This window comes from Kitasatospora sp. NPDC003701 (genome assembly GCF_053587085.1).
Genome location: NZ_JBSFNM010000018.1, coordinates 99,869 through 120,982 on the forward strand (window position 1 = coordinate 99,869; position 21,114 = coordinate 120,982).

Sequence of the window (21,114 nt, forward strand, 5' to 3'; positions counted from 1 at the left end):
CCGCGTACCCGCTGTGCGGGCGGGCACGCGGCCCCGGTGGTGCTAGCGGTTGACGGCTTCGAGCGAACGCAGCGCGTTGTGGGCCTCGGCGACGACCCGCTCGGCGGTCAGGCCGAACTCCTCGAAGAGCACCTTGTAGTCGGCGGAGGCGCCGAAGTGCTCCAGCGAGACGATCCGGCCGTGGTCGCCGACCAGCTCGCGCCAGCCCTGGGCGATGCCGGCCTCGACCGAGACGCGGGCCTTGACCGACGGCGGCAGCACGCTGTCGCGGTAGGCCTGGTCCTGCTCGTGGAACCACTCGAAGGACGGCAGCGAGACCACGCGGGTCGCGGTGCCCTCGGCCTCCAGGACCTCGCGGGCCTGGACGGCCAGCTGGACCTCGGAGCCGGTGGCGAGCAGGATCAGCTGCGGGTCGCCGGTGGAGGCCTCGGCCAGGATGTAGCCGCCCTTCGCGGTGCCCTCGGCGGAGCCGAAGACCTCGCGGTCGAAGGTCGGGACGTTCTGGCGGGTGAGCGCCAGGCCGACCGGGCCCGGGTGGCTGGTCTGCCGCTCGATGACGGTGCGCCAGGCGACGGCCGTCTCGTTGGCGTCGGCCGGGCGGACCACGGTCAGGCCCGGGATGGCGCGCAGCGAGGCGATCTGCTCGACCGGCTGGTGGGTCGGGCCGTCCTCGCCGAGGCCGATCGAGTCGTGCGTCCAGACGTAGGTGACCGGCAGCTTCATCAGCGCGGCCAGCCGGACGGCGGGGCGCATGTAGTCGGCGAAGACCAGGAAGGTGCCGCCGAAGACCCGCGTCCTGCCGTGCAGGGCGATGCCGTTCATGGTCGAGCCCATGGCGTGCTCGCGGATGCCGAAGTGGATCGTCCGGCCGTAGGGGCTGGCCGACTTCAGCGGGTTGCCCTCGGGGAGGAAGGAGCTCTCCTCGTCGATGGTGGTGAGGTTGGACTCCGCGAGGTCGGCCGAGCCGCCCCACAGCTCCGGGATCACCGCGCCGAGCGCCTTGAGGGTCTCGCCGGACGCCTTGCGGGTCGCGACGTCCTTGCCGGCCGCGAAGACCGGGACGGCCTTCTTCCAGCTCTCGGGGAGCTCGCCGGCCTGGATGCGGTCGAACTCGCCGGCGCGGTGTGGGTTGGCGGCGCGCCAGGCGTCGAGCGAGCGCTGCCACTCGTCGCGGGCGGCCTTGCCGCGCTTGATCACCAGGCGGGCGTGCTCGATGACCTTGTCGCTGACCTCGAAGGTCTTCTCCGGGTCGAAGCCCAGGACCTTCTTGGTGGCGGCGATCTCGGCGGCACCGAGCGCGGAGCCGTGCGCCTTGGCGGTGTTCTGCGCGTCCGGGGCCGGCCAGGCGATGATGGTGCGCATCGCGATGATCGACGGGCGGGAGGTCTCGGCCTTGGCCGCGGCCAGCGCCTCGGCCAGCACGGCCACGTCGATGTCGCCGTTGGACTTCGGGGCGACCCGCTGGACGTGCCAGCCGTACGCCTCGTAGCGCTTGAGCACGTCCTCGGAGAAGGCCGTCTCGGTGTCGCCCTCGATCGAGATGTGGTTGTCGTCGTAGAGCGCGACCAGGTTGCCCAGCTTCTGGTGGCCGGCCAGCGAGGACGCCTCGGCGGAGATGCCCTCCTCCAGGTCGCCGTCGGAGACGATCGCCCAGATGGTGTGGTCGAACGGCGACTCGCCGGCCGGGGCCTCCGGGTCGAACAGGCCGCGCTCGAAACGGGCGGCCATCGCCATGCCCACGGCGTTGCCGATGCCCTGGCCCAGCGGGCCGGTGGTGGTCTCGACACCCGCGGTGTGGCCGTGCTCGGGGTGGCCCGGGGTGCGGCTGCCGGCGACCCGGAAGGCCTTGAGGTCGTCCAGCTCCAGGCCGTAGCCCGAGAAGTAGAGCTGGGTGTAGAGGGTCAGGCTGGTGTGCCCGGGAGAGAGGACGAACCGGTCGCGGCCGACCCATGCCGGGTCGGTCGGGTCGTGGCGCAGGAAGCGCTGGAAGATCAGGTACGCCGCCGGGGCCAGCGACATGGCCGTCCCGGGGTGTCCGTTGCCGACCTTCTGGACCGCGTCCATCGCCAGGACGCGGGCGGTGTCGACCGTCCGCTCGTCCAGCTCGGACCACTCGAATGCATTCGTCGGCGTCGTGCTCACCCTGTCTCAGGGCTCCTTCCGTTGTGAAGAGTGACCCCGTGAAGGGGACCGGGTCGGCCACGTCGCTGGGGCCGGACATTGGGTGGTGCCGGTCACGGAGGGTAGATCCCGCTTCTCGGTGCGAGCCTACCGTCCGGGTCGAGGCTCACCCTCCGTGCTGAGACAACCGTGATTTCCGTATGGCGATTCCCACGAGGGTTCGAAGGGTGCTTTTGTCCCAGGCTCTCCTGGTTTCATGGCCTCTGCCCGCCCGATGGTCAGGACGGGGGACAGGCATCGCAGCAGGTCGGCTTCGTGCGTTCGGCCAGGGGTTCACCCGGGGGTGTGCGTTCCGCCCCGCCGGGGGACCCCGGAGCCGGTGGGGAGATATGGAGCGTCTAAGGTGGCGTGGTACGCGCAGAGCGGACGATTCGGGAACTTCGTTCCGGTGGACGCCTGCGAAGATTCATCTTCAGTTGGGGTGTTAGTGACCGCCGTCGAATCCCGTCCCGCCGGGGTCACCGGGGCGACGCCTGCGCACCGGCCGTTCGGGGCCCGTGTCGGCGCATTCGTCGCACTGACCAAGCCTCGGATCATCGAGCTGCTGCTGATCACCACCGTGCCGGTGATGTTCCTGGCGCAGCGCGGCGTTCCGAATCCGCTGCTGGTGCTGGAGGTGGTCGTCGGCGGCTACCTGTCGGCCGGCGGCGCCAACGCCCTCAACATGTACATCGACCGCGACATCGACGCGGTGATGTCGCGCACCGAGCGGCGGCCGCTCGTCACCGGGATGGTGTCGCCGCGCGAGGCGCTGGTGTTCGGCATCGCGCTGGCGGTCGGCTCCACCCTCTGGCTGGGCTACCTGGTCAACCCGCTGTCCTCGCTGCTCGCGCTGTCGGCCCTGTTGTTCTACGTGTTCGTCTACACGCTGGGGCTGAAGCGGCGCACCGCGCAGAACATCGTCTGGGGCGGGATCGCCGGCTGCATGCCGGTCTTCGTCGGCTGGGCGGCGGTCACCAACTCGGTGTCCTGGTCGGCGCTGGTGCTCTTCCTGGTCATCTTCTTCTGGACGCCGCCGCACTACTGGCCGCTGTCGATGAAGGTGCGCGAGGACTACGAGCGGGCCGGCGTGCCGATGCTCCCGGTGGTCAAGGGCAACCTGGCGGTCGCCAAGCAGATCGTCATCTACTCCTGGGTCATGGTCGCCGTCTCGCTGGCGCTCTGGCCGCTGGCCGAGACCAGCTGGCTGTACCCCGTCTCGGCGGTGCTGCTGGGCGCGGCCTGGCTGAAGGAGGCGCACGGGCTGTACGCCCGGGCCAAGGCCGGTGTGGTCGGCGCGAAGCTCAAGGAGATGCGCCTCTTCCACTGGTCGATCACCTATCTGACGCTGCTGTTCGTGGTGATCGCGGTGGACCCGTTCGTGAAGTAGCCGCCGCACGTCGAAGGGGCCCCGGTCTTCGGACCGGGGCCCCTTCGCGTTCGTCAGCGCGGTGCCGCTTCGGACGGTCCCACCCGGTCGTCCAGCCACTCCTTGAGCGGCCGGGAGGCCCGCAGGAAGCCGGTGATCCGCTCGTGGGCCGCCCGGGTGCCGAGCCAGGCCGCCGGCGGCCACTCCTGCCAGGCGACCAGCCCCTTGTGGCGGAGCAGCTCGATCCGCGGGTGGTCCCTGGGGTAGCCGCGCGGGGCGGACTTCAGGCTGTCCCGGCCGACCACCTCCGGGCCGGCACCGCGGACCCGGGCGATCACCCGCTCCAGCTCGGCGCCGCCGACGTCCTCGGCGACGGCCGCCCGGTAGCGCGCCAGCTGGTCCGGGGCGAGCTGGTAGAGCCCGTTGCCGCAGGCCAGGCCGTCGGCGGAGAGCTGGATGTAGCCGCCGGCCGCCAGGTGGGCGCCGATGTGCGTCTTGTACGGGGACTTGTCGGCGCTGAACCGGACGTCCCGGTTGGGGCGGAAGATCTTGCCCGGCCCGAACTCGGGCTCCAGCTCGGCGAGCAGCTGCTCCATCGGCTCCCGTACGACGTGCTCGTACCGGTCCTTGTGGGTCTGCCAGAAGGTCCTGGAGTTGTCGGTCTCCAGGTGCTCGTAGAACTCTAGGGCCTCGGCCGGCCAGCCTTGGAAGGTCACCGCTCCAGTATGTGGTCCGGTGCACAGCCCGGTCCCGTCGCCAGCTCCGCTACCGATGGGTAGCATGCGGGCATGAGCAGCGCAGAGACCGCAACCCCCGCCGCGCCGGACGCCCGCGTCGAACGCCGCGCCAAGCGCATCGCCAAGCACCTGACCGCCTTCGCCCGGCAGCACGGCGGCAGCGCCGACGGTGTCGTCGAGTACGTCGGCGCGGTCGCCACCCGGATCGTCGTGGTCGGCGCGGACGGCGCCTGGGGCGACCAGGTCGCCCCGAGCTACGCCGTCGGCCGCCGGGCCGCCGAGCTGGCCGGGGTCACCCTGCACGACGACTTCGAGGGCGAGCTGGGCCTGCGGGTGAAGACCGGCCCGTACGAGTGGAAGCGGATGGCGGGCATCCAGATCGGCGGCTGACGCCGGCCCCGGACATGCGCGAGGGGCCCCGGGTGATCCCGGGGCCCCTTCGCGTGCGCGCGTCCGGGCTCAGACGGCGGCGGTCCGCGGTGCCTGGGCGGGCAGCGGCGCGGCGGGCGCGTCCTCGTCCGCGCGGACCCGCAGCGCCAGCGGGACGCGCAGCACGGCGATCCAGGTGAGCGTGGCGCCCAGCATGTGCAGGCCGACCAGGAGCTCCGGGACGTCGGCGAAGTACTGGACGAAGCCGAGCACGCCCTGGAGCAGCAGCACCGCGAGCAGCTCGCGGGCCCGGGCGCGGGCGGCCGGCGGGGCCTTCACGGCGGCGAAGACGAAGAGCACCGCGATCGCCAGGCCGACCGAGACGAACGCCAGGTCGGCGTGCACCTGGGCGAGGCGGTCGTAGTCGAGCGGGATCCGCGGCACCAGCTTGTTGTCCTTGGGCGTCCCCGGGTGGTGCCCGGCGCCGGTCACCAGCGTCCCGGCCGCCACCAGCAGGCCGATCACGGTGACCAGGACGTAGGAGAGCCGGATGATCGGGCGGGCCACCGCCGGCTGCGGCGGGCCGTCGCCCTCCCGGGACCGCTCCCACATCAGCAGCGCGACCCAGACCAGGGCCATCGCGGAGATCAGGTGGACGGCGACGGTGTAGGGGTTGAGGCCGGTCAGCACGGTGATCCCGCCGATCACGGCGTTGCTCATCACCAGCCAGAACTGCGCCCAGCCCAGCGTGGTCAGGCTGCGCCGCCAGGGCTTCGCGGCCCCCTCGGCCGAGGGCCGGCGGTGGCAGCGGGCGGCCAGGATCGCCCAGCCCACGGCCGCGCTCAGGACGTAGGTGAGCATCCGGTTGGTGAACTCGATGATGCCGTGGAGGCCCATTTCGGGCGTCGGCGTGATGCTCTCGCCGGTGCAGCGGGGCCAGGTGGTGCAGCCGAGGCCGGAGGCGGTGAGCCGGACGGCTCCGCCGGTGACGACGATCACCACGCTCATCACCAGCGCGGCGAACGCGGCGCGCCGGACCATGGCGGCGGACGGCCGCCAGCGGTCGGCGAGCAGGGAGAAGGGGGTAGGCACGGGGTCAATCGTAGGCGGCCTTACAGCTGATCTTGGGGCGGGGCGGGGTCGCGCCGGGCGGGCCCCCGCGGCCCGCTGCCGCGGCGCGTCGTCCGGGGCGTCGTCCGGGGCGGCTTCCCCGGGCCGTGCCGGTCGAACGGGACTGTTCGGACAAGATGGACATTGGTCTTGACCAATCACTCGTTCGGCCGACAGAGTGCGGCTTGGTCCATACCTTTTTCCGGACCTCTCCCACCCCCCGCACGTAAGCGGAGATCCTGCACATGCGCATACCCATACCCGCCGCTGCGCTCGCACTCGGCGGATCCCTTGCCCTGGCCGGTCTCGTCGCCCCGGCCGCCGCGCACGCGACCGAGCCCGGCCGGCAGTGCCAGAGCCTCGGAGTCGCGAATCTCTACGGGGAGTTCATCGAGGGCGACGACACCCACACGCCGGACGCCGAGGGCGCGGTGGCCGTCGGCGGCAACGCGGACTTCACCGGCGGCTTCTCGGTCGGCCAGGAGCTGACCGCCGACCAGGTGGCCGCGCTGCCCGGCGGCAACGCGCTGGTCGTGGCCGGCAAGATCACCGGGCACAACACCCAGGTGATGAAGGGCAACGGCGTCTACGGCTCGAAGGCCGCCGGCGCCGTCGTCGACGCGCACCAGGGCAAGATCAGCCAGGGCGCGTCCCCGATCGACTTCAAGGCCGAGTTCGCCAAGCTGCGCTCCGCGTCCACCGCGCTCGCCGCGGCCGCGCCGACCGCCGGCGCCACGATCGAGGCGAAGGGCGCGGACCTCTACCTGAGCAGCGCCGACGCCAAGCTCAACAGCTTCACCGTCAGTGCCGCGACGCTCCAGGGCGCCACCAACGTCTTCGTGAAGGTGCCGGTCGGCTCGGTCACCGTCGTCACCGTGACCGGCGACGGCTACGACATGGCCGCCGCCAGGACCACGGGCTTCCACCTGTGGGACGAGGGCAAGAAGGCGTACGTCCTGGACGACAAGCTGCAGAGCGCGGCGGGCGGGGCGGTCCGGGCCAAGCTGCTCTGGAACTTCCCGACCGCCACCAAGGTGGTCAAGAACAGCCAGGCCGCCTGGGCCGGCACCGTGCTGGCGCCGAACGCCGCCTTCGACCTCGGCAGCGGCGGGCCCGTCAACGGCTCGGTCATCGCCAAGTCGCTGACCGGCAAGGGCGGCGCGGAGACGCACCACTACCCGTTCACCGGCTGCCTGCCCACCGAGGTGCCGCCGACCGGCCCGCCGACCACCCCGCCGACCGTGCCCCCGGTGGTGCCGAGCGGTTCGCCCTCGGCGACCGGCACCCCGAGCGCGTCGACCACCCCGGGCACGCCGGGCGCCTCGGTGACCCCGAGCGCCTCCGGCAGCCCGTCCACCCCGACCGGCGGCAAGCCGAGCCCGAGCGCGTCGGGCAGCCCCTCGGCCGCCGCCTCCCCGTCGGCGGCGGTGGTGCCGAGTGCCTCGGCCAGCCCCTCGGCCGGGGCCAGCACCGGGGGCGGTCTCGCCCACACCGGCTCCGGTCCGGTCGTCCCGCTGGCGATCGGCGGTGCGGTCGTGATCGCCGCCGGTGGCGCGATCGTGGTGGCCGCGCGACGTCGGGCGGCCAAGCAGGCCTGACGGTTCACCGGTTGACCGTTGTGTCGCCCCCGGTGGTCGGAATCGACCGCCGGGGGCGACACTTTTTGGCCACCCTGACGGAATGCGTTCAAGTTTGCCGAATCGGTGTTCTCCGAGGTGGCGGGTGTGATGGGCTGGATCTTGCACAACCGAGGCCGGACGGACAGTCGAAATCCGGTCGTACGGCGGGGTGTGGGGAGGTGCGGGTGTGCCGGTAGAGTCCCCCGGACAGTCGTGGCGGGCCACCGCGAACCCACTCAACAAGCCTGCTGCGCAAGACCGTTCGGAGGGGACAACGAAATGGCGCGACAGCGGCGGCAGATCGGCATCAGGAGCGCGGCACTGGCGGGGACGGCGGCTGTCGCCGTCCTGCTGCCCATGGCACTGGCGACCAGCGCCTCGGCGCACGCGCCGAAGTGGCAGGTGACCTGCGACAAGATCGTGATCGATCTGACCAACTACAGCGACGCGAGCGGTGTGAAGAACGTCGTCAGCCTGACCGTCGACGGCGAGAAGGTGCTCGACCAGAAGCAGTTCGGCAAGGAGTTCCACGGGACGTACCCGGTGAAGGACCACGCCAAGCCGGTCAGTGCCACCTTCGTGGTCACCACCACCGAGGACCCGAAGAACGCCGACTGGAACAAGACGGAGACCAAGACGATCGAGGTCTGCCAGACCCCGACGCCCACTCCGACTCCGACCCCGACTCCCACCCCCACTCCTACGCCCACCCCGACGCCCACGCCCACCCCGACCCCCACCCCCACCCCCACTCCCACGAAGACCGGCACCCCCACGCCGACCCCGTCGCGCACCGCCACCCCGACGGCGACGCCCACTCCCACCCGGACGCCCACCCCGGCCCCGAGCACCACCGCCCCGGGCCCGGTGCTCGCCCAGACCGGTAGCAGCGACTCCACCCCGATCATCGCGGCGGCCGGCGGCGGTGTCCTGCTGCTCGGCGGTGCGATCGTCCTGTTCGCCCGCAAGCGCCGCGGCGGCAGCGAGAGCTGACGCCCGCGCCCGGCAACCACGGCGGCCCCCCGCTCGCACCGTCGAGCGGGGGGCCGCCGCGGTGTGCGGCGCCGGCCCGATCGGACGGCGTGCCCGGAGACCGCGGGCCCGTCCCGTCGAGCTCGACCACGAAGAGGCCGAAGCGCCGCCCCGGCACCTCGGGCACCCCGCGCTCCGGCTCGTCCCGCCAGGAGTGCGGGGTGACCGGTGGCGTTGCCTCGACGGACCCGATCGATCTGGCCGTTCGGAGCGCGACGGCGTAGCGTTTTCAGGTGAGGCAAGGTGCCCGTATCCATCGATACAGGGAGTGCCCATGATCGGCGCCACCGTCACCTTTTCCTACACCGACGACTTCGATCGCTCACGGATAACCGAGGTGGCCGAGAATGCCCGGGGCGTCTTCGAAGGGATGCCGGGCCTGCGGTTCAAGTTCTTCACCTTCGACGAGCAGAAGCGGCAGGTGGTCAACTTCTACGTCTGGGATTCGAAGGAGTCGGCGGAACAGTTCTTCACCGAGGAGTTGCGCGAGCGAGTGACCGGTCTGTACGGCGCGGCACCGGCCATCGCGTTCGTGGAGATCGCCGCGATCGTCGACAACTCGGCCCGGTAGCGGCGCGCTGCGTACCGCGGCCTCGGATCGCGCGCCCGAGCAACCGGGCGAGTGGGCCGAGGAGTCGGTGGCAGCCCGCGGGGGCATGCCTTCGTCGACCGTCGCCCGGCGGGGTGTGAGTTCTCGGGGCAGCAGCGGGGGCCGGAGGGTCGAGAGGCTCGCGTGAGCTCTCAGTTCGGCGCGACGGCCGCGAGCACGCCCCGTACGGCCGTTCCGTCCGGCCAGGACCACCCGGCGACGAGGACGGCGGACGCGTTCTGCGCGGCCTCCGCGGGCCGCAGGACGCGGTTGACCCGGGCGTCGATCCCGTCGCCGGACGCCGTTCCGTGCACGGTGACGGTCGGGTCGGGGGTGTCGCTCTCGCTCTGGTGCTGCGGTACCGCCTCGCCGCGCAGGAGTGCGCGCAACTGCGCCGTCACCACCGGGTCGTGGACGCCGTCGTAGATCCACCGGGTGCCGAGCACCCCGTGCTCGGACGTGCCGATCAACGCCTCGCGGGGGGCGCCCTCCAGTGCCGAACCGCGGTACGCCAGCGGGACCAGGTACGCCACCGGCTGCTGCGCGGAGCCGTCCACCACGATCATGAACTCGATCCCGACCTCGCCCTCCGGATCGTCCAGACGGAACCCGCCGGCCCGCACGAGTTCCGGAGCGTCCGCGTCGCCCAGGTACCAGTCCTGCCGGGGCAGCCAGCCGGTGAGCAGTTCCAGCTTGGTGGGCGTCATGGTGGTGCGGTGGATGGCGGCCATGAGTTCCTTCTCGCGTCGGTCCGGGCCCGTCCTCCGACGGGGTGTGATCGAACCTATCGGGCGGGCGGCCGCGCCGAGAAGCACGGCCCGCCGAGAAGCAACGGCCCCCCGGCTCGAATGAGCCGGGGGGCCGCCCGTGTCGAAGGCCGGGGTCACTCCCAGCGGAAGAACCGGGCCGCGGCCGCGAGGCCGAGGACGGCCCAGGCGGTCAGGATGCCGAGGTCGGCCCAGGGGACGCCGGCGCCGGTCTGGAGGACGGCGCGCAGGCCGTCGGAGAGGGCGGCGATGGGGAGGAGTTCCAGGACCGACTGGACGGCGGACGGGAACCTGCTCAGCGGGACGATCACGCCGCCGGCGAGCAGCAGCAGGACGAAGACCAGGTTGGCGGCGGCGAGGGTGGCCTCCGCGCGCAGCGTGCCGGCCATCAGCAGGCCGAGGCCGGAGAAGGCGGCGGTGCCCAGCACCAGCAGGGCGACGACACTGAACGGGTCGCCCTGCGGGGACCAGCCGAGCGCCAGGGCGATCACGCTCAGCAGCGCGACCTGCAGGGCCTCCGTCACCAGCACGCACCCCGTCTTGGCGGTGAGCAGCGCCCAGCGGGGCAGCGGGCTGGCGCCGAGCCGCTTCAGCACGCCGTAGCGGCGCTCGAAGCCGGTGGCGATGGCCTGCCCCGTGAAGGCGGTGGACATCACGGCCAGCGCCAGCAGGCCGGGGGCCAGGAAGTCGACCCGCTTGCCGGGGCCGTCGACGGCGACGATGTCGACGGCGGAGAACAGCACCAGCAGGACGGTCGGGATGATCACGGTGAGCAGCAGCTGCTCGCCGTTGCGCAGCAGCATCTTCGTCTCGAAGGCGGTCTGCGCGAGCAGCATCCGGCCGACCGGGGCGGCGCCGGGTTCGGGCGAGTAGTCCACAGGGGTCACGAGCGGAGGTCCCGTCCGGTCAGGTCGAGGAAGACGTCCTCGAGGCTGCGGCGCTGCACGGCGAGCCGCTCGGGGAGGATGCCGGTGGCCGCGCACCAGCCGGTGACGGTGGCCAGCAGCTGCGGGGAGACCGGGGCCCCGACGCGGTAGCTGCCGGGTGCGGGCTCGGTGGCGGTGGCGCCCTCGGGCAGCTCCTTGAGCAGGGCGGCGAGGTCCAGACCGGGCGGGCCGTCGAAGCGCAGCCCGGACTCGGCGCCGCCGCGGCAGAGCTCGTCCGGGGTGCCGGTCGCGATGACCCGGCCGCGGTCGACGATGGCGACCCGGTCGGCGAGCTGCTCGGCCTCGTCCATGTGGTGGGTGGTGACGATCACGGTGACGCCGTCCCGGCGCAGGTCGCGGACCAGCTCCCAGGTGGCGCGGCGGGCCTGCGGGTCCAGCCCGGCGGTGGGCTCGTCCAGGAAGACCAGTTCGGGGCGGCCGACCACGGCCATCGCCAGGGCGAGCCGCTGCTGCTGGCCGCCGGAGAGCCGGCGGTAGGTGGTGCGGCCGCAGGAGCCCAGGCCGAGGCGCTCGACCAGGGAGTCCACGTCGAGCGGGTGGGCGTGCAGCTTGGCGGTGTGCCGGAGCATCTCGACGGCGCGCGCGCCCGCGTACACGCCGCCGGACTGAAGCATCACCCCGATCCGGGGGCGCAGCTGCGCGCCCTGGGCGACCGGGTCGAGGCCGAGCACGCGGACGGTGCCGGCGTCGGGGCGGCGGTAGCCCTCGCAGATCTCGATGGTGGTGGTCTTGCCGGCGCCGTTGGGGCCGAGCACGGCGGTGACGGCGCCGCGCGCGAGGGTGAGGTCGAGACCGTCCACCGCCGTCTTGTCGCCGTAGCGCTTGACCAGCCCGGTGACCCGGACCGCGGGTTCGGAGTGCATACCGGCGAGTGTATGAGGACCGAACACGGCGGCCGGACGGGAGGCCGGGCCGGGCCGGTGGAGGCGGCGGAAAGGGCATGGCGGAGGATTGGATTCCGGATCGGCGGGCCTCCCGTACGGCGGGTCCGAGCGGCCCGGGCGGCCGGAGGAACGGTGCCCTCGTGATCGTTTTCGCAGGTCAGGTAAGGCTTACCTGCGTGACAGATGACACGAGTGAGGCCTGCATCACGGGTTGTCCCTTCGGAAGTAATTACGCAACAATCGTGTTGTGAAAAACATGCGCGAGCACGCCCCGGAGCAGGAGGCCGAGTCGGCCCCCGGCTGCGCCGTGCCCGCGACGGCGACCGAGGTGCTGCTCGACGGTCACCGGGCGACCCGGGACCGGGTGGCCCGCTCGATCCTCGACCACGGCCCCTCCTCCGCCACCGACCTCGCGAACCGCCTCGGTCTGACCACCGCCGCTGTCCGCCGCCACCTGGACGGCCTCGCCGCCGCGGGCCTGGTCGACGCCCGCGAGCAGCGGGTCTACGGCAGCCGCGGCCGGGGGCGCCCGGCCAAGGTCTTCGCCCTCACCGAATCCGGTCGGGACGCCTTCTACCAGGCGTACGACCAGCTCGCGGCCGACGCGCTGCGCTGGATCTCCGACGCGGTGGGCGGCGGCGCGGCGGGCGAGGAGGCGGTCGCCGCCTTCGCCCGGGCCCGGTTCGGCAAGCAGGGCGAGAAGTACCTGGACGCCCTGCGCCAGGCCGAGGCCGGTGAGCGCACCGAGGCGCTGGCCCGGGCGCTGAGCGCCGACGGGTACGCTGCCACGGTGCGGCGGGTTCCGTCGGCCGCGGCGAAAGCCCCGGCGGGCGCCCAGCTCTGCCAGCACCACTGCCCGGTCGCGCACATCGCCGAGCAGTTCCCGCAGCTCTGCGAGGCGGAGACCGAGGTCTTCTCCCAACTGCTGGGCACCCATGTGCAACGGCTGGCCACCATCGCCCACGGCGACGGGGTCTGCACCACCTATGTGCCGGCACCCGGTGCCGCATCGTCGCCCTCCCTGCGCACCGCGGGGCCGGGTTCCGATGCAGTGCCGACTGCCGGTACGTCCACCGAAGATTCAGCGTCCGCGCGTTAGGAAGCTCGCATGACTGACACCGTTTCGCACCCGGAGCTCGAAGGCCTGGGCACCTACGAGTACGGCTGGGCGGACCCGGATGCCGCCGGCGCCGTCGCCAAGCGCGGGCTCAGCGAGGACGTCGTCCGCGACATCTCGGCGAAGAAGAACGAGTCCGAGTGGATGCTGAACCTGCGGCTCAAGGGCCTCAAGCTGTTCGGCAAGAAGCCCATGCCCACCTGGGGCTCGGACCTCACCGGCATCGACTTCGACAACATCAAGTACTTCGTCCGCTCGACCGAGAAGCAGGCCGAGTCCTGGGAGGACCTGCCCGCCGACATCAAGGCGACGTACGACCGGCTCGGCATCCCGGAGGCGGAGAAGCAGCGGCTGGTCGCCGGTGTGGCCGCGCAGTACGAGTCCGAGGTGGTGTACCACCAGATCCGCGAGGACCTGGAGGAGCAGGGCGTCCTCTTCCTGGACACCGACACCGCGCTCAAGGAGTACCCGGAGATCTTCAAGGAGTACTTCGGCACCGTCATCCCGGCCGGCGACAACAAGTTCGCCGCGCTGAACACGGCCGTGTGGTCCGGCGGCTCCTTCATCTACGTGCCGAAGGGTGTCCACGTCGACATCCCGCTGCAGGCCTACTTCCGGATCAACACCGAGAACATGGGCCAGTTCGAGCGGACGCTGATCATCGTCGACGAGGACGCCTACGTCCACTACGTCGAGGGCTGCACCGCGCCGATCTACTCCTCGGACTCGCTGCACTCCGCGGTCGTGGAGATCATCGTCAAGAAGGGCGGCCGCTGCCGCTACACGACCATCCAGAACTGGTCGAACAACGTCTACAACCTGGTCACCAAGCGCGCCGTGGCGTACGAGGGCGCGACCATGGAGTGGATCGACGGCAACATCGGTTCCAAGGTCACCATGAAGTACCCGGCCGTCTACCTGATGGGCGAGCACGCCAAGGGCGAGACCCTGTCGATCGCCTTCGCCGGTGAGGGCCAGCACCAGGACGCCGGCGCCAAGATGGTCCACATGGCGCCGAACACCTCCTCCAACATCGTCTCCAAGTCGGTGGCGCGAGGCGGCGGCCGCACCTCCTACCGCGGTCTGATCGAGATCGGCGAGGGCTCCAAGGGCGCCAAGTCCAACGTGCTCTGCGACGCCCTGCTGGTCGACACCATCTCCCGCTCGGACACCTACCCCTACGTGGACGTCCGCGAGGACGACGTGTCGATGGGCCACGAGGCGACCGTCTCCAAGGTCAGCGAGGACCAGCTCTTCTACCTGATGAGCCGGGGCATGACCGAGTTCGAGGCGATGGCGATGATCGTCCGCGGCTTCGTCGAGCCGATCGCGCGCGAGCTGCCCATGGAGTACGCGCTGGAGCTGAACCGGCTGATCGAGCTGCAGATGGAGGGCTCCGTCGGCTGACGTACGGCCGCACGCAGTCCATCCACCAATTTTGAGGAAGAGAGCACTACGACAGCCATGGCTGACACGCCTTTGAATGTCGCCGGGAACACCGCCGGCTCCACCACGGCCGGTTCGATCGAGGTCGGCACCGCCGGGGCGGGCGCGCAGCTCGCCGGTCCCGGCACCGGCCGCGCCACCGTCCAGCAGCCGATCGACGCCCGCGTCGCCGTCAAGCCCTCGTTCGAGGTCGGCGACTTCCCGGTGCCGACCGGCCGCGAGGAGGACTGGCGGTTCACCCCGCTGCACCGCCTGAACGGCCTGCACGACGGCAGCGCCGCCGAGGCGGAGAAGGGCGAGGACAAGGTCGAGCTGAGCCTGCCGGACGGCGTCACCGCCGAGACCGTCGGCCGCGACGACGCCCGCCTGGGCAAGGCCGGCAAGCCGGTCGACCGGGTCGCCGCCCAGGCGTTCAGCGCCTTCGAGCAGGCGCTCGTGGTCACCGTCCCCAAGGAGACGGTGCTCACCGAGCCGGTGAAGATCGACGTGCACGGCGAGGGCGGCACCCGCTTCGCCCACGTGGTGATCGACGTCAAGCCGTTCGCCGAGGCCGTCGTGGTGATCAACCACACCGGGACGGGCACCCGCGCGGCCAACGTCGAGCTGCTGCTCGGCGACGGCGCCAAGCTGACCTTCGTCTCCGTCCAGGACTGGGACCGCGACGCGGTGCACACCGCCCAGCAGACCGCCCTGGTCGGCCGGGACGCCTCGCTGAAGTCCGTGGTGGTCACCTTCGGCGGCGACGTGGTCCGGATCCACCCGCGGGTCTCCTACGCCGCGCCCGGTGGCGAGGCGGAGCTGTTCGGCCTCTACTTCGCCGACGCCGGCCAGCACCTGGAGCACCGTCTGGTCATCGACCACGACACCCCGCACTGCCGCTCCAACGTGGTCTACAAGGGCGCGCTGCAGGGCCAGGACGCGCACGCCGTCTGGGTCGGCGACGTGCTGATCCGCGCCGCCGCCGAGGGCACCGACACCTACGAGCTCAACCGCAACCTGGTGCTGACCGACGGTGCCCGGGTCGACTCGATCCCCAACCTGGAGATCGAGACCGGCGAGATCGTCGGCGCCGGCCACGCCTCCGCGACCGGCCGCTTCGACGACGAGCAGCTCTTCTACCTGCAGGCCCGCGGCATCCCGGCCGACGAGGCCCGCCGCCTGGTGGTGCGCGGCTTCTTCGCCGAACTGGTCCAGCAGATCGGCGTCGCCGAGATCCAGGAGCAGCTCATGGAGAAGATCGAGGCCGAGCTGGAAGCGGCGGTCTGAGGCCGATGAGTTTTCTCCGTGCCTGCGCGCTGAGCGAGCTCCAGGAGGACGTGCCCCGGCGCGTCGACCTCAACGGCGTCCCCGTCTCCGTCGTCCGCACCGACGAGGGGGTGTTCGCGATCAACGACACCTGCTCGCACGCGAACGTCTCGCTGTCCGAGGGCGAGGTCGAGGACTGCATGATCGAGTGCTGGCTGCACGGCTCCAGCTTCGACCTGCGCACCGGCAAGCCCTCCGGACTGCCCGCCACCAAGCCGGTCGCTGTCTACCCCGTAAAGATCGAAGGGGACGATGTGCTCGTCTCCGTCAACCAGGAGTCCTGAGTACATATGGCAACCCTTGAAATCCGCGACCTGCACGTCACCGTCGAGGCGGAGAACGGCCCCCGGGAGATCCTGAAGGGCGTCGACCTGACCGTGAAGCAGGGCGAGACCCACGCGATCATGGGTCCGAACGGCTCCGGCAAGTCCACCCTGGCCTACTCCCTGGCGGGACACCCCAAGTACACCGTCACCGGCGGCTCGGTGCTGCTGGACGGCGAGGACGTCCTGGAGATGTCCGTCGACGAGCGCGCCCGGGCCGGCGTCTTCCTGGCCATGCAGTACCCGGTCGAGGTTCCGGGTGTGTCGGTGTCCAACTTCCTGCGCACCGCCGCCACCGCCGTCCGCGGCGACGCCCCGAAGCTCCGGCTCTGGGTCAAGGAGGTCAAGGAGGCGATGGCCGCCCTGCAGATGGACCCGGCCTTCGCCGAGCGCAACGTCAACGAGGGCTTCTCCGGCGGTGAGAAGAAGCGCCACGAGATCCTGCAGCTGGAGCTCCTCAAGCCGAAGATCGCGATCCTCGACGAGACCGACTCCGGTCTGGACGTCGACGCGCTGCGGGTCGTCTCCGAGGGCATCAACCGGGTCCGCTCGACCGGTGAGGTCGGCACCCTGCTGGTCACCCACTACACCCGCATCCTGCGGTACATCAAGCCCGACCACGTCCACGTCTTCTCGGCCGGCCGCATCGTCGAGTCCGGCGGCGCCGAGCTGGCCGACAAGCTGGAGGAAGAGGGCTACGAGTCCTACGTGAAGGGTGGCGCTTCCGAGTGATCCATACTCCCGAGACGAGCGGCCCGACCACGGGCCTGCCGGGTCTGCTCGACACCGACGCGATCCGCAAGGACTTCCCCGTCCTGCAGCGCCTGCTGCACGGCGACAAGCCCCTGGTCTACCTGGACAACGCCGCCACCTCGCAGAAGCCGCGCCAGGTGCTGGAGGCGCTGAACGCCTACTACGAGCAGCACAACGCCAATGTGCACCGCGGCGTGCACGTGCTGGCCGAGGAGGCCACGGCGCTGTACGAGGGCGCCCGTGACAAGGTCGCGGCGTTCATCAACGCGCCGAGCCGCAACGAGGTCGTCTTCACCAAGAACGCCTCGGAGTCGCTCAACCTGGTCGCCAACATGCTGACCTGGGCGGACGAGCCCTACCGGGTGGACGCCGACTCCGAGATCGTCATCACGGAGATGGAGCACCACTCCAACATCGTCCCGTGGCAGCTGCTCTCGCAGCGCACCGGCGCGAAGCTGAAGTGGTTCGGGCTGACCGACGAGGGCCGGCTCGACCTGTCCAACATCGACGAGCTGATCACCGAGAAGACCAAGGTGGTCTCGTTCACCCTGGTCTCCAACCTGCTCGGCACGGTGAACCCGGTCGAGGCCATCGTGCGCAAGGCCCAGGACGTCGGCGCGCTGGTCGTCATCGACGCCTCGCAGGCCGCGCCGCACATGGTGCTGGACGTGCAGGCGCTGGAGGCCGACTTCGTCGCCTTCACCGGCCACAAGATGCTGGCTCCGACCGGCATCGGCGTGCTCTGGGGCCGCCAGGAGCTGCTGGAGGACCTCCCGCCGTTCCTCGGCGGCGGCGAGATGATCGAGACCGTCACCATGGGCTCGTCCACCTACGCCCCGGCGCCGCACAAGTTCGAGGCGGGCACCCCGCCGATCGCCCAGGCGGTCGGGCTCGGTGCGGCCATCGACTACCTGTCGAACATCGGCATGGAGCGGATCGCCGCGCACGAGCACGCCATCACCGCGTACGCGGTCGAGCGGCTGCTGGAGGTCCCGGACCTGCGGATCATCGGCCCGCGCACGGCCGTGGACCGGGGCGCCGCGATCTCGTTCACGCTCGGCGACATCCACCCGCACGACGTGGGCCAGGTGCTGGACGAGCAGGGCATCGCCGTGCGCGTCGGCCACCACTGCGCGCGGCCGGTCTGCCTGCGGTACGGAATTCCGGCGACCACGCGGGCGTCGTTCTACCTGTACTCGACGCCGGGCGAGGTCGACACCCTGATCGACGGCCTGCACCACGTCCGGAACTTCTTCGGCTGACGGGACGGCCCACGACATGAAGCTCGACTCGATGTACCAGGACATCATCCTGGACCACTACCGCAACCCGCACGGCAAGGGGCTGCGGGACGGCGACGCCGAGGTGCACCACGTCAACCCGACGTGCGGGGACGAGATCACCCTGCGGGTGCGGCTCGACGGTGCCACGGTCGTGGACGTCTCGTACGAGTCGCAGGGCTGCTCCATCAGCCAGGCCAGCGCCTCCGTGCTGAACGACCTGGTGGTCGGCAAGACCGTCGGCGAGGCGCAGGTCGTCCAGGAGGCCTTCCTGGAGCTGATGCAGAGCAAGGGCCAGGGCGAGGGCGACGAGGAGGTGCTGGAGGACGCGGTCGCGTTCGCCGGCGTCTCCAAGTACCCGGCCCGGGTCAAGTGCGCGCTGCTCAGCTGGATGGCCTGGAAGGACGCCACCGCCAAGGCCCTGGCCGACCGGCCCGCCGTCAACGACCTGAACGACTGAAGCAGAAGAGGAGGACAGACCCATGAGTGACACCGCGACGCCCGCCCCTTCCGCCGAGGAGGGTCCGACCGTCATCGTCGGCACCACCGCCGGAACCGTCTCCGTCGAGGACCTGACCGAGGCCCTGATGGACGTCGTCGACCCCGAGCTGGGGATCGACGTCGTCAACCTCGGCCTGATCTACGGCATCCACATCGACGAGTCCGACGTGGCCACCATCGACATGACGCTCACCTCGGCGGCCTGCCCGCTGACCGACGTCATCGAGGACCAGGCCAAGACCGCGACCGACGGCCTCGTCCAGGACCTGCGCATCAACTGGGTCTGGATGCCGCCGTGGGGCCCGGACAAGATCACCGACGACGGCCGCGAGCAGCTCCGCGCGCTCGGCTTCAACGTCTGAGACCGGCAACATCCGAGCTCCGCTCGCACGAACGCTGCTGCCCGGTACGGGAATCCGTACCGGGCAGCGGCGTTTGTCACTGCCGGGTGCTCTGATGAGTTGGTGAGTACTTCCCTCGACGCGCGCGAAGAGTTCGCACACCACGTGGGCGCCGCTGTGCAGCAAGCCGGCCGACCCACCCTCGAACGCATTGCGGAGACCAGCACGCAGCTGTCCGGCAAGGTCAGTCTCTCCACATCGACGGTGAGCTCGTGGCGCCGCGGCAAGAGCCTTCCGGCAGGTCCGGAGGCGCTGGAGTCGTTTCTGGCAACTCTGGAGAGGATCGCGGGCATTCGTGGCCTCTTCGACCGAGCCGAATGGCAGAGGCTCTACCGGAACGCCCGGAACGCCGTTCCGGTGAGTCAGGGGCCACCCTCGTCAACAGTCGGTGAGGCGACCGCGTTCGAGCTGGGCGTCCACCGTGCTCGAGCCGAGTACGGTGAGTCCGGATTGACGGGGTACATCACGCGGGACATCGACCACGCCGTTCGGGCGGTCTTGGCGCGGCTGGCGTCTGAGGGCGGCATGCTCCTCCTCTCCGGCGATTCGACGGCAGGCAAGACGCGAACGGCCTTCGAGGCCGTGCAGGCGGTGATGCCGCAGGCGGAGCTTCTGCTGCCGGGGCGTCGGACAGACCTGGGGCAGGTGGCCGCAGACTGCGCCCGACGAGGCGTCGCTCCCGGCGGACGTGTGCTCTGGTTGGACGACCTGCAGCGCCACCTCGGCCCCATGGGTCTGGACGTGGACCTGCTTCGCATATTCCGCAAGACAGGGGTCGTTGTCGTAGCGACGATCCAGCTCGGCTTCAGGCAGCAGATCGGATCCACCGGTCTGGGGGAGGACGTCCTCAGAGCAAGCGAGGAACTCGTCATCCCTCGGATCTGGTCGGAGTCGGAACTCGCACGGGCTGAGCAGGAGGCCTACACCTCCGGTGACGGCAGGCTCAAGGAGGCACTGAGGCAGGCGGCCGACCACGGTGTTGCCGAGTACCTGGCGGCAGGCCCCGAGCTCTGGCGTGAGCTGGCACAAGCGACACACGTCACGGGAAACGCACGCGGCGCGGCCATGGTCCGAGCCGCAATCGGCCTCGCGCTGGCCGGTATCTCGACCCCGCTGCCCGTCGGAGCGGTGGAGCGGCTCCACGAGGTCTACATTCCGGGGCGGAACAAGGCACTGCTGGCCCCGGAGTCTCCGGACCACGCGATCGAGTGGGCCACGAAAGTACGTCATGGCGTCACAGCTTTCCTTCTTCCGAAAGGCGATGGTTTCTACGCGTTCGACTACCTGGTGGGCGCGACGCTGAGGGAAGCGAATGCCGGGGAACCGCTACTCCCGGAAGCGGTCTGGGATGCCGCGATCGAGATGGTCACCGACGACCTGCAGTACTTCGAGATCGCGACGGCTGCCACCGCCAACGACCGCCCCGACTTGGTGAGGAGGGTGTTGACACCGCTTGCCGAGCGGGACCAAGTGGTCGCGATGAGGGCTCTCGGCCTGATGCTGAGGCGCAGCGATGGCGCCGAGGCCGAGGGATGGTTGCGCCGGGCCGTCGGATTGGGGGACGTGCTGTCGATGCGCTTGTTGGGAAACCACTTCATGCTCCGGCACGAGTACGACGAAGCGAATGAGTGGTTCCAGCACGCGGCCGACGCCGGTGACGAGGAGTCGGTGGCTTTCTTCAGACGTCCGGGTATCCGGCGTTATCCGTTGGAACCGGTGGTTGGCGAACCTCTCGGAGGCAATGGGGAGCCGGAACCCGAAGAGGCGGACGGCGACGAGGACGACCAGGAGTGGGGGCCGAGCCCGCGAACCCTTGCGGTACTGGCTGTCGGGCTTGGGGAATTGGCCGACTTGGCGGCGCAGGACGTCGACGAGCTTGGAGACCAGCCCGTGACGGTGGAGACGAGCTGGGAGTTCGATGTGTTCGGTGACCTACCGGCGCAGACCTGGCGAGCGGCTATTTCCTGGCGCCGGGACTTCGTACGGTGTTTCGACGACCTTGCCGAGGATATTCGCGGCGGAGGTTGGCCGAGGCCGCTTTGCACCGGGGAGGAGATGGCCCTGCATCTGGCCCTCGACCATGTGTCGGGCAGGGTTGCCGGTGATCCGGAGTTCGTCGCTCGGGCGACGGAGGGGATCGACGCTCGGAACTCCGACTACGACTGGTACTTGTGCGAAAGCGTTCTCTTCGAGGACACCGACGTGCTGTGGCTGTTTGAGCCGTGGCTCAACTCGGTGGCGGATCCGGACGATCCGGTCAACCAGATGCTCGGGGTGGCCAATCTCCAGCCGGCCGACTGGTTCGAACCGTTCCGTGAGGGATCCGTGCGTGACCCGGAGCGGGGGTACCGGCACTGGCCCGCTTCCTGACCGGAATTCCTGACCGCACCTGCTGACCTGCGGTA

Annotated in this window: 20 protein-coding genes; 14 read left to right on the forward strand and 6 right to left on the reverse strand. The window is 70.7% G+C overall.

Annotated features, from left to right (window positions below; genetic code table 11):
* Nucleotides 1–42: 42 nt before the first annotated feature.
* Nucleotides 43–2,142 carry a transketolase gene (tkt, locus tag ACWDRR_RS19360; RefSeq protein ID WP_449773399.1) on the reverse strand — a complete coding sequence of 700 codons (2,100 nt, stop codon included), beginning with the start codon at nt 2,140–2,142 and terminating at the stop codon, nt 43–45.
* A 466-nt stretch (nt 2,143–2,608) separates the two neighbouring features.
* Here tkt and ACWDRR_RS19365 point away from each other — a divergent pair, with 466 nt between their 5' ends.
* Nucleotides 2,609–3,550 carry a heme o synthase gene (locus tag ACWDRR_RS19365; protein WP_449773400.1) on the forward strand — a complete coding sequence of 314 codons (942 nt, stop codon included), beginning with the start codon at nt 2,609–2,611 and terminating at the stop codon, nt 3,548–3,550.
* Nucleotides 3,551–3,603: 53 nt separating this feature from the next.
* On the opposite strand, the gene ACWDRR_RS19370 is transcribed toward ACWDRR_RS19365, so the two are convergent.
* The gene (locus ACWDRR_RS19370; protein WP_449773401.1) at nt 3,604–4,245 is read right to left on the reverse strand and encodes a DUF2461 domain-containing protein; all 642 of its coding nucleotides are present in this window, start codon (nt 4,243–4,245) and stop codon (nt 3,604–3,606) included.
* Between the two features lie 72 nt (nt 4,246–4,317).
* On the opposite strand from ACWDRR_RS19370, the gene ACWDRR_RS19375 reads away from it, so the two are divergent.
* Nucleotides 4,318–4,656, forward strand: a complete 339-nt coding sequence (locus tag ACWDRR_RS19375) for a hypothetical protein (RefSeq protein ID WP_449773402.1) — start codon at nt 4,318–4,320, stop codon at nt 4,654–4,656.
* A gap of 69 nt (nt 4,657–4,725) precedes the next feature.
* Here the strand turns inward: ACWDRR_RS19375 and ACWDRR_RS19380 are convergent, their stop codons facing one another.
* Entirely contained in the window at nt 4,726–5,727 is a 1,002-nt protein-coding gene (locus ACWDRR_RS19380; RefSeq protein WP_449773403.1) for a COX15/CtaA family protein, read from the reverse strand.
* 263 nt (nt 5,728–5,990) lie between these two features.
* Here ACWDRR_RS19380 and ACWDRR_RS19385 point away from each other — a divergent pair, with 263 nt between their 5' ends.
* The 3 genes from ACWDRR_RS19385 (at nt 5,991) to ACWDRR_RS19395 (ending at nt 8,967) form a co-directional block, all read left to right on the forward strand.
* Nucleotides 5,991–7,343: a choice-of-anchor A family protein gene (locus ACWDRR_RS19385; RefSeq protein ID WP_449773404.1), complete on the forward strand. Its 1,353-nt coding sequence runs from the start codon at nt 5,991–5,993 to the stop codon at nt 7,341–7,343.
* 300 nt (nt 7,344–7,643) lie between these two features.
* A complete protein-coding gene (locus ACWDRR_RS19390; protein WP_449773405.1) occupies nt 7,644–8,357 on the forward strand; it encodes an LAETG motif-containing sortase-dependent surface protein in 714 nt (237 codons plus the stop codon).
* 313 nt (nt 8,358–8,670) lie between these two features.
* Complete coding sequence (locus ACWDRR_RS19395; protein ID WP_449773406.1) at nt 8,671–8,967, forward strand: hypothetical protein; 297 nt, start codon at nt 8,671–8,673, stop codon at nt 8,965–8,967.
* Between the two features lie 170 nt (nt 8,968–9,137).
* On the opposite strand, the gene ACWDRR_RS19400 is transcribed toward ACWDRR_RS19395, so the two are convergent.
* The 3 genes from ACWDRR_RS19400 to ACWDRR_RS19410 form a co-directional block, all read right to left on the reverse strand.
* Nucleotides 9,138–9,716 (reverse strand): maltokinase N-terminal cap-like domain-containing protein, encoded by a 579-nt coding sequence (locus tag ACWDRR_RS19400; RefSeq protein WP_449773407.1) that lies wholly within the window; start codon nt 9,714–9,716, stop codon nt 9,138–9,140.
* A 152-nt stretch (nt 9,717–9,868) separates the two neighbouring features.
* Nucleotides 9,869–10,588 (reverse strand): ABC transporter permease, encoded by a 720-nt coding sequence (locus ACWDRR_RS19405; protein ID WP_449773447.1) that lies wholly within the window; start codon nt 10,586–10,588, stop codon nt 9,869–9,871.
* A 47-nt stretch (nt 10,589–10,635) separates the two neighbouring features.
* Nucleotides 10,636–11,562, reverse strand: a complete 927-nt coding sequence (locus tag ACWDRR_RS19410) for an ABC transporter ATP-binding protein (RefSeq protein ID WP_449773408.1) — start codon at nt 11,560–11,562, stop codon at nt 10,636–10,638.
* A 277-nt stretch (nt 11,563–11,839) separates the two neighbouring features.
* Between ACWDRR_RS19410 and ACWDRR_RS19415 the strand changes: the two genes are divergently transcribed.
* The 9 genes from ACWDRR_RS19415 (at nt 11,840) to ACWDRR_RS19455 (ending at nt 21,079) form a co-directional block, all read left to right on the forward strand.
* A complete protein-coding gene (locus tag ACWDRR_RS19415; RefSeq protein ID WP_449773409.1) occupies nt 11,840–12,682 on the forward strand; it encodes a helix-turn-helix transcriptional regulator in 843 nt (280 codons plus the stop codon).
* Between the two features lie 9 nt (nt 12,683–12,691).
* Complete coding sequence (gene sufB / locus ACWDRR_RS19420) at nt 12,692–14,107, forward strand: Fe-S cluster assembly protein SufB (protein WP_449773410.1); 1,416 nt, start codon at nt 12,692–12,694, stop codon at nt 14,105–14,107.
* Between the two features lie 57 nt (nt 14,108–14,164).
* A complete protein-coding gene (gene sufD, locus ACWDRR_RS19425; RefSeq protein WP_449773411.1) occupies nt 14,165–15,412 on the forward strand; it encodes a Fe-S cluster assembly protein SufD in 1,248 nt (415 codons plus the stop codon).
* 5 nt (nt 15,413–15,417) lie between these two features.
* Nucleotides 15,418–15,735: a bifunctional 3-phenylpropionate/cinnamic acid dioxygenase ferredoxin subunit gene (locus ACWDRR_RS19430; protein WP_352288157.1), complete on the forward strand. Its 318-nt coding sequence runs from the start codon at nt 15,418–15,420 to the stop codon at nt 15,733–15,735.
* Between the two features lie 6 nt (nt 15,736–15,741).
* A complete protein-coding gene (gene sufC, locus ACWDRR_RS19435; protein WP_449773412.1) occupies nt 15,742–16,506 on the forward strand; it encodes a Fe-S cluster assembly ATPase SufC in 765 nt (254 codons plus the stop codon).
* A complete protein-coding gene (locus tag ACWDRR_RS19440; RefSeq protein ID WP_449773448.1) occupies nt 16,506–17,789 on the forward strand; it encodes a cysteine desulfurase in 1,284 nt (427 codons plus the stop codon). Before sufC ends, ACWDRR_RS19440 begins: the two co-directional genes overlap by 1 nt.
* A gap of 16 nt (nt 17,790–17,805) precedes the next feature.
* Nucleotides 17,806–18,267, forward strand: a complete 462-nt coding sequence (gene sufU / locus ACWDRR_RS19445) for a Fe-S cluster assembly sulfur transfer protein SufU (RefSeq protein WP_449773413.1) — start codon at nt 17,806–17,808, stop codon at nt 18,265–18,267.
* A gap of 22 nt (nt 18,268–18,289) precedes the next feature.
* The gene (locus ACWDRR_RS19450) at nt 18,290–18,670 is read left to right on the forward strand and encodes a metal-sulfur cluster assembly factor (protein WP_387892344.1); all 381 of its coding nucleotides are present in this window, start codon (nt 18,290–18,292) and stop codon (nt 18,668–18,670) included.
* 102 nt (nt 18,671–18,772) lie between these two features.
* Entirely contained in the window at nt 18,773–21,079 is a 2,307-nt protein-coding gene (locus ACWDRR_RS19455; protein WP_449773414.1) for a hypothetical protein, read from the forward strand.
* Nucleotides 21,080–21,114: the final 35 nt, after the last annotated feature.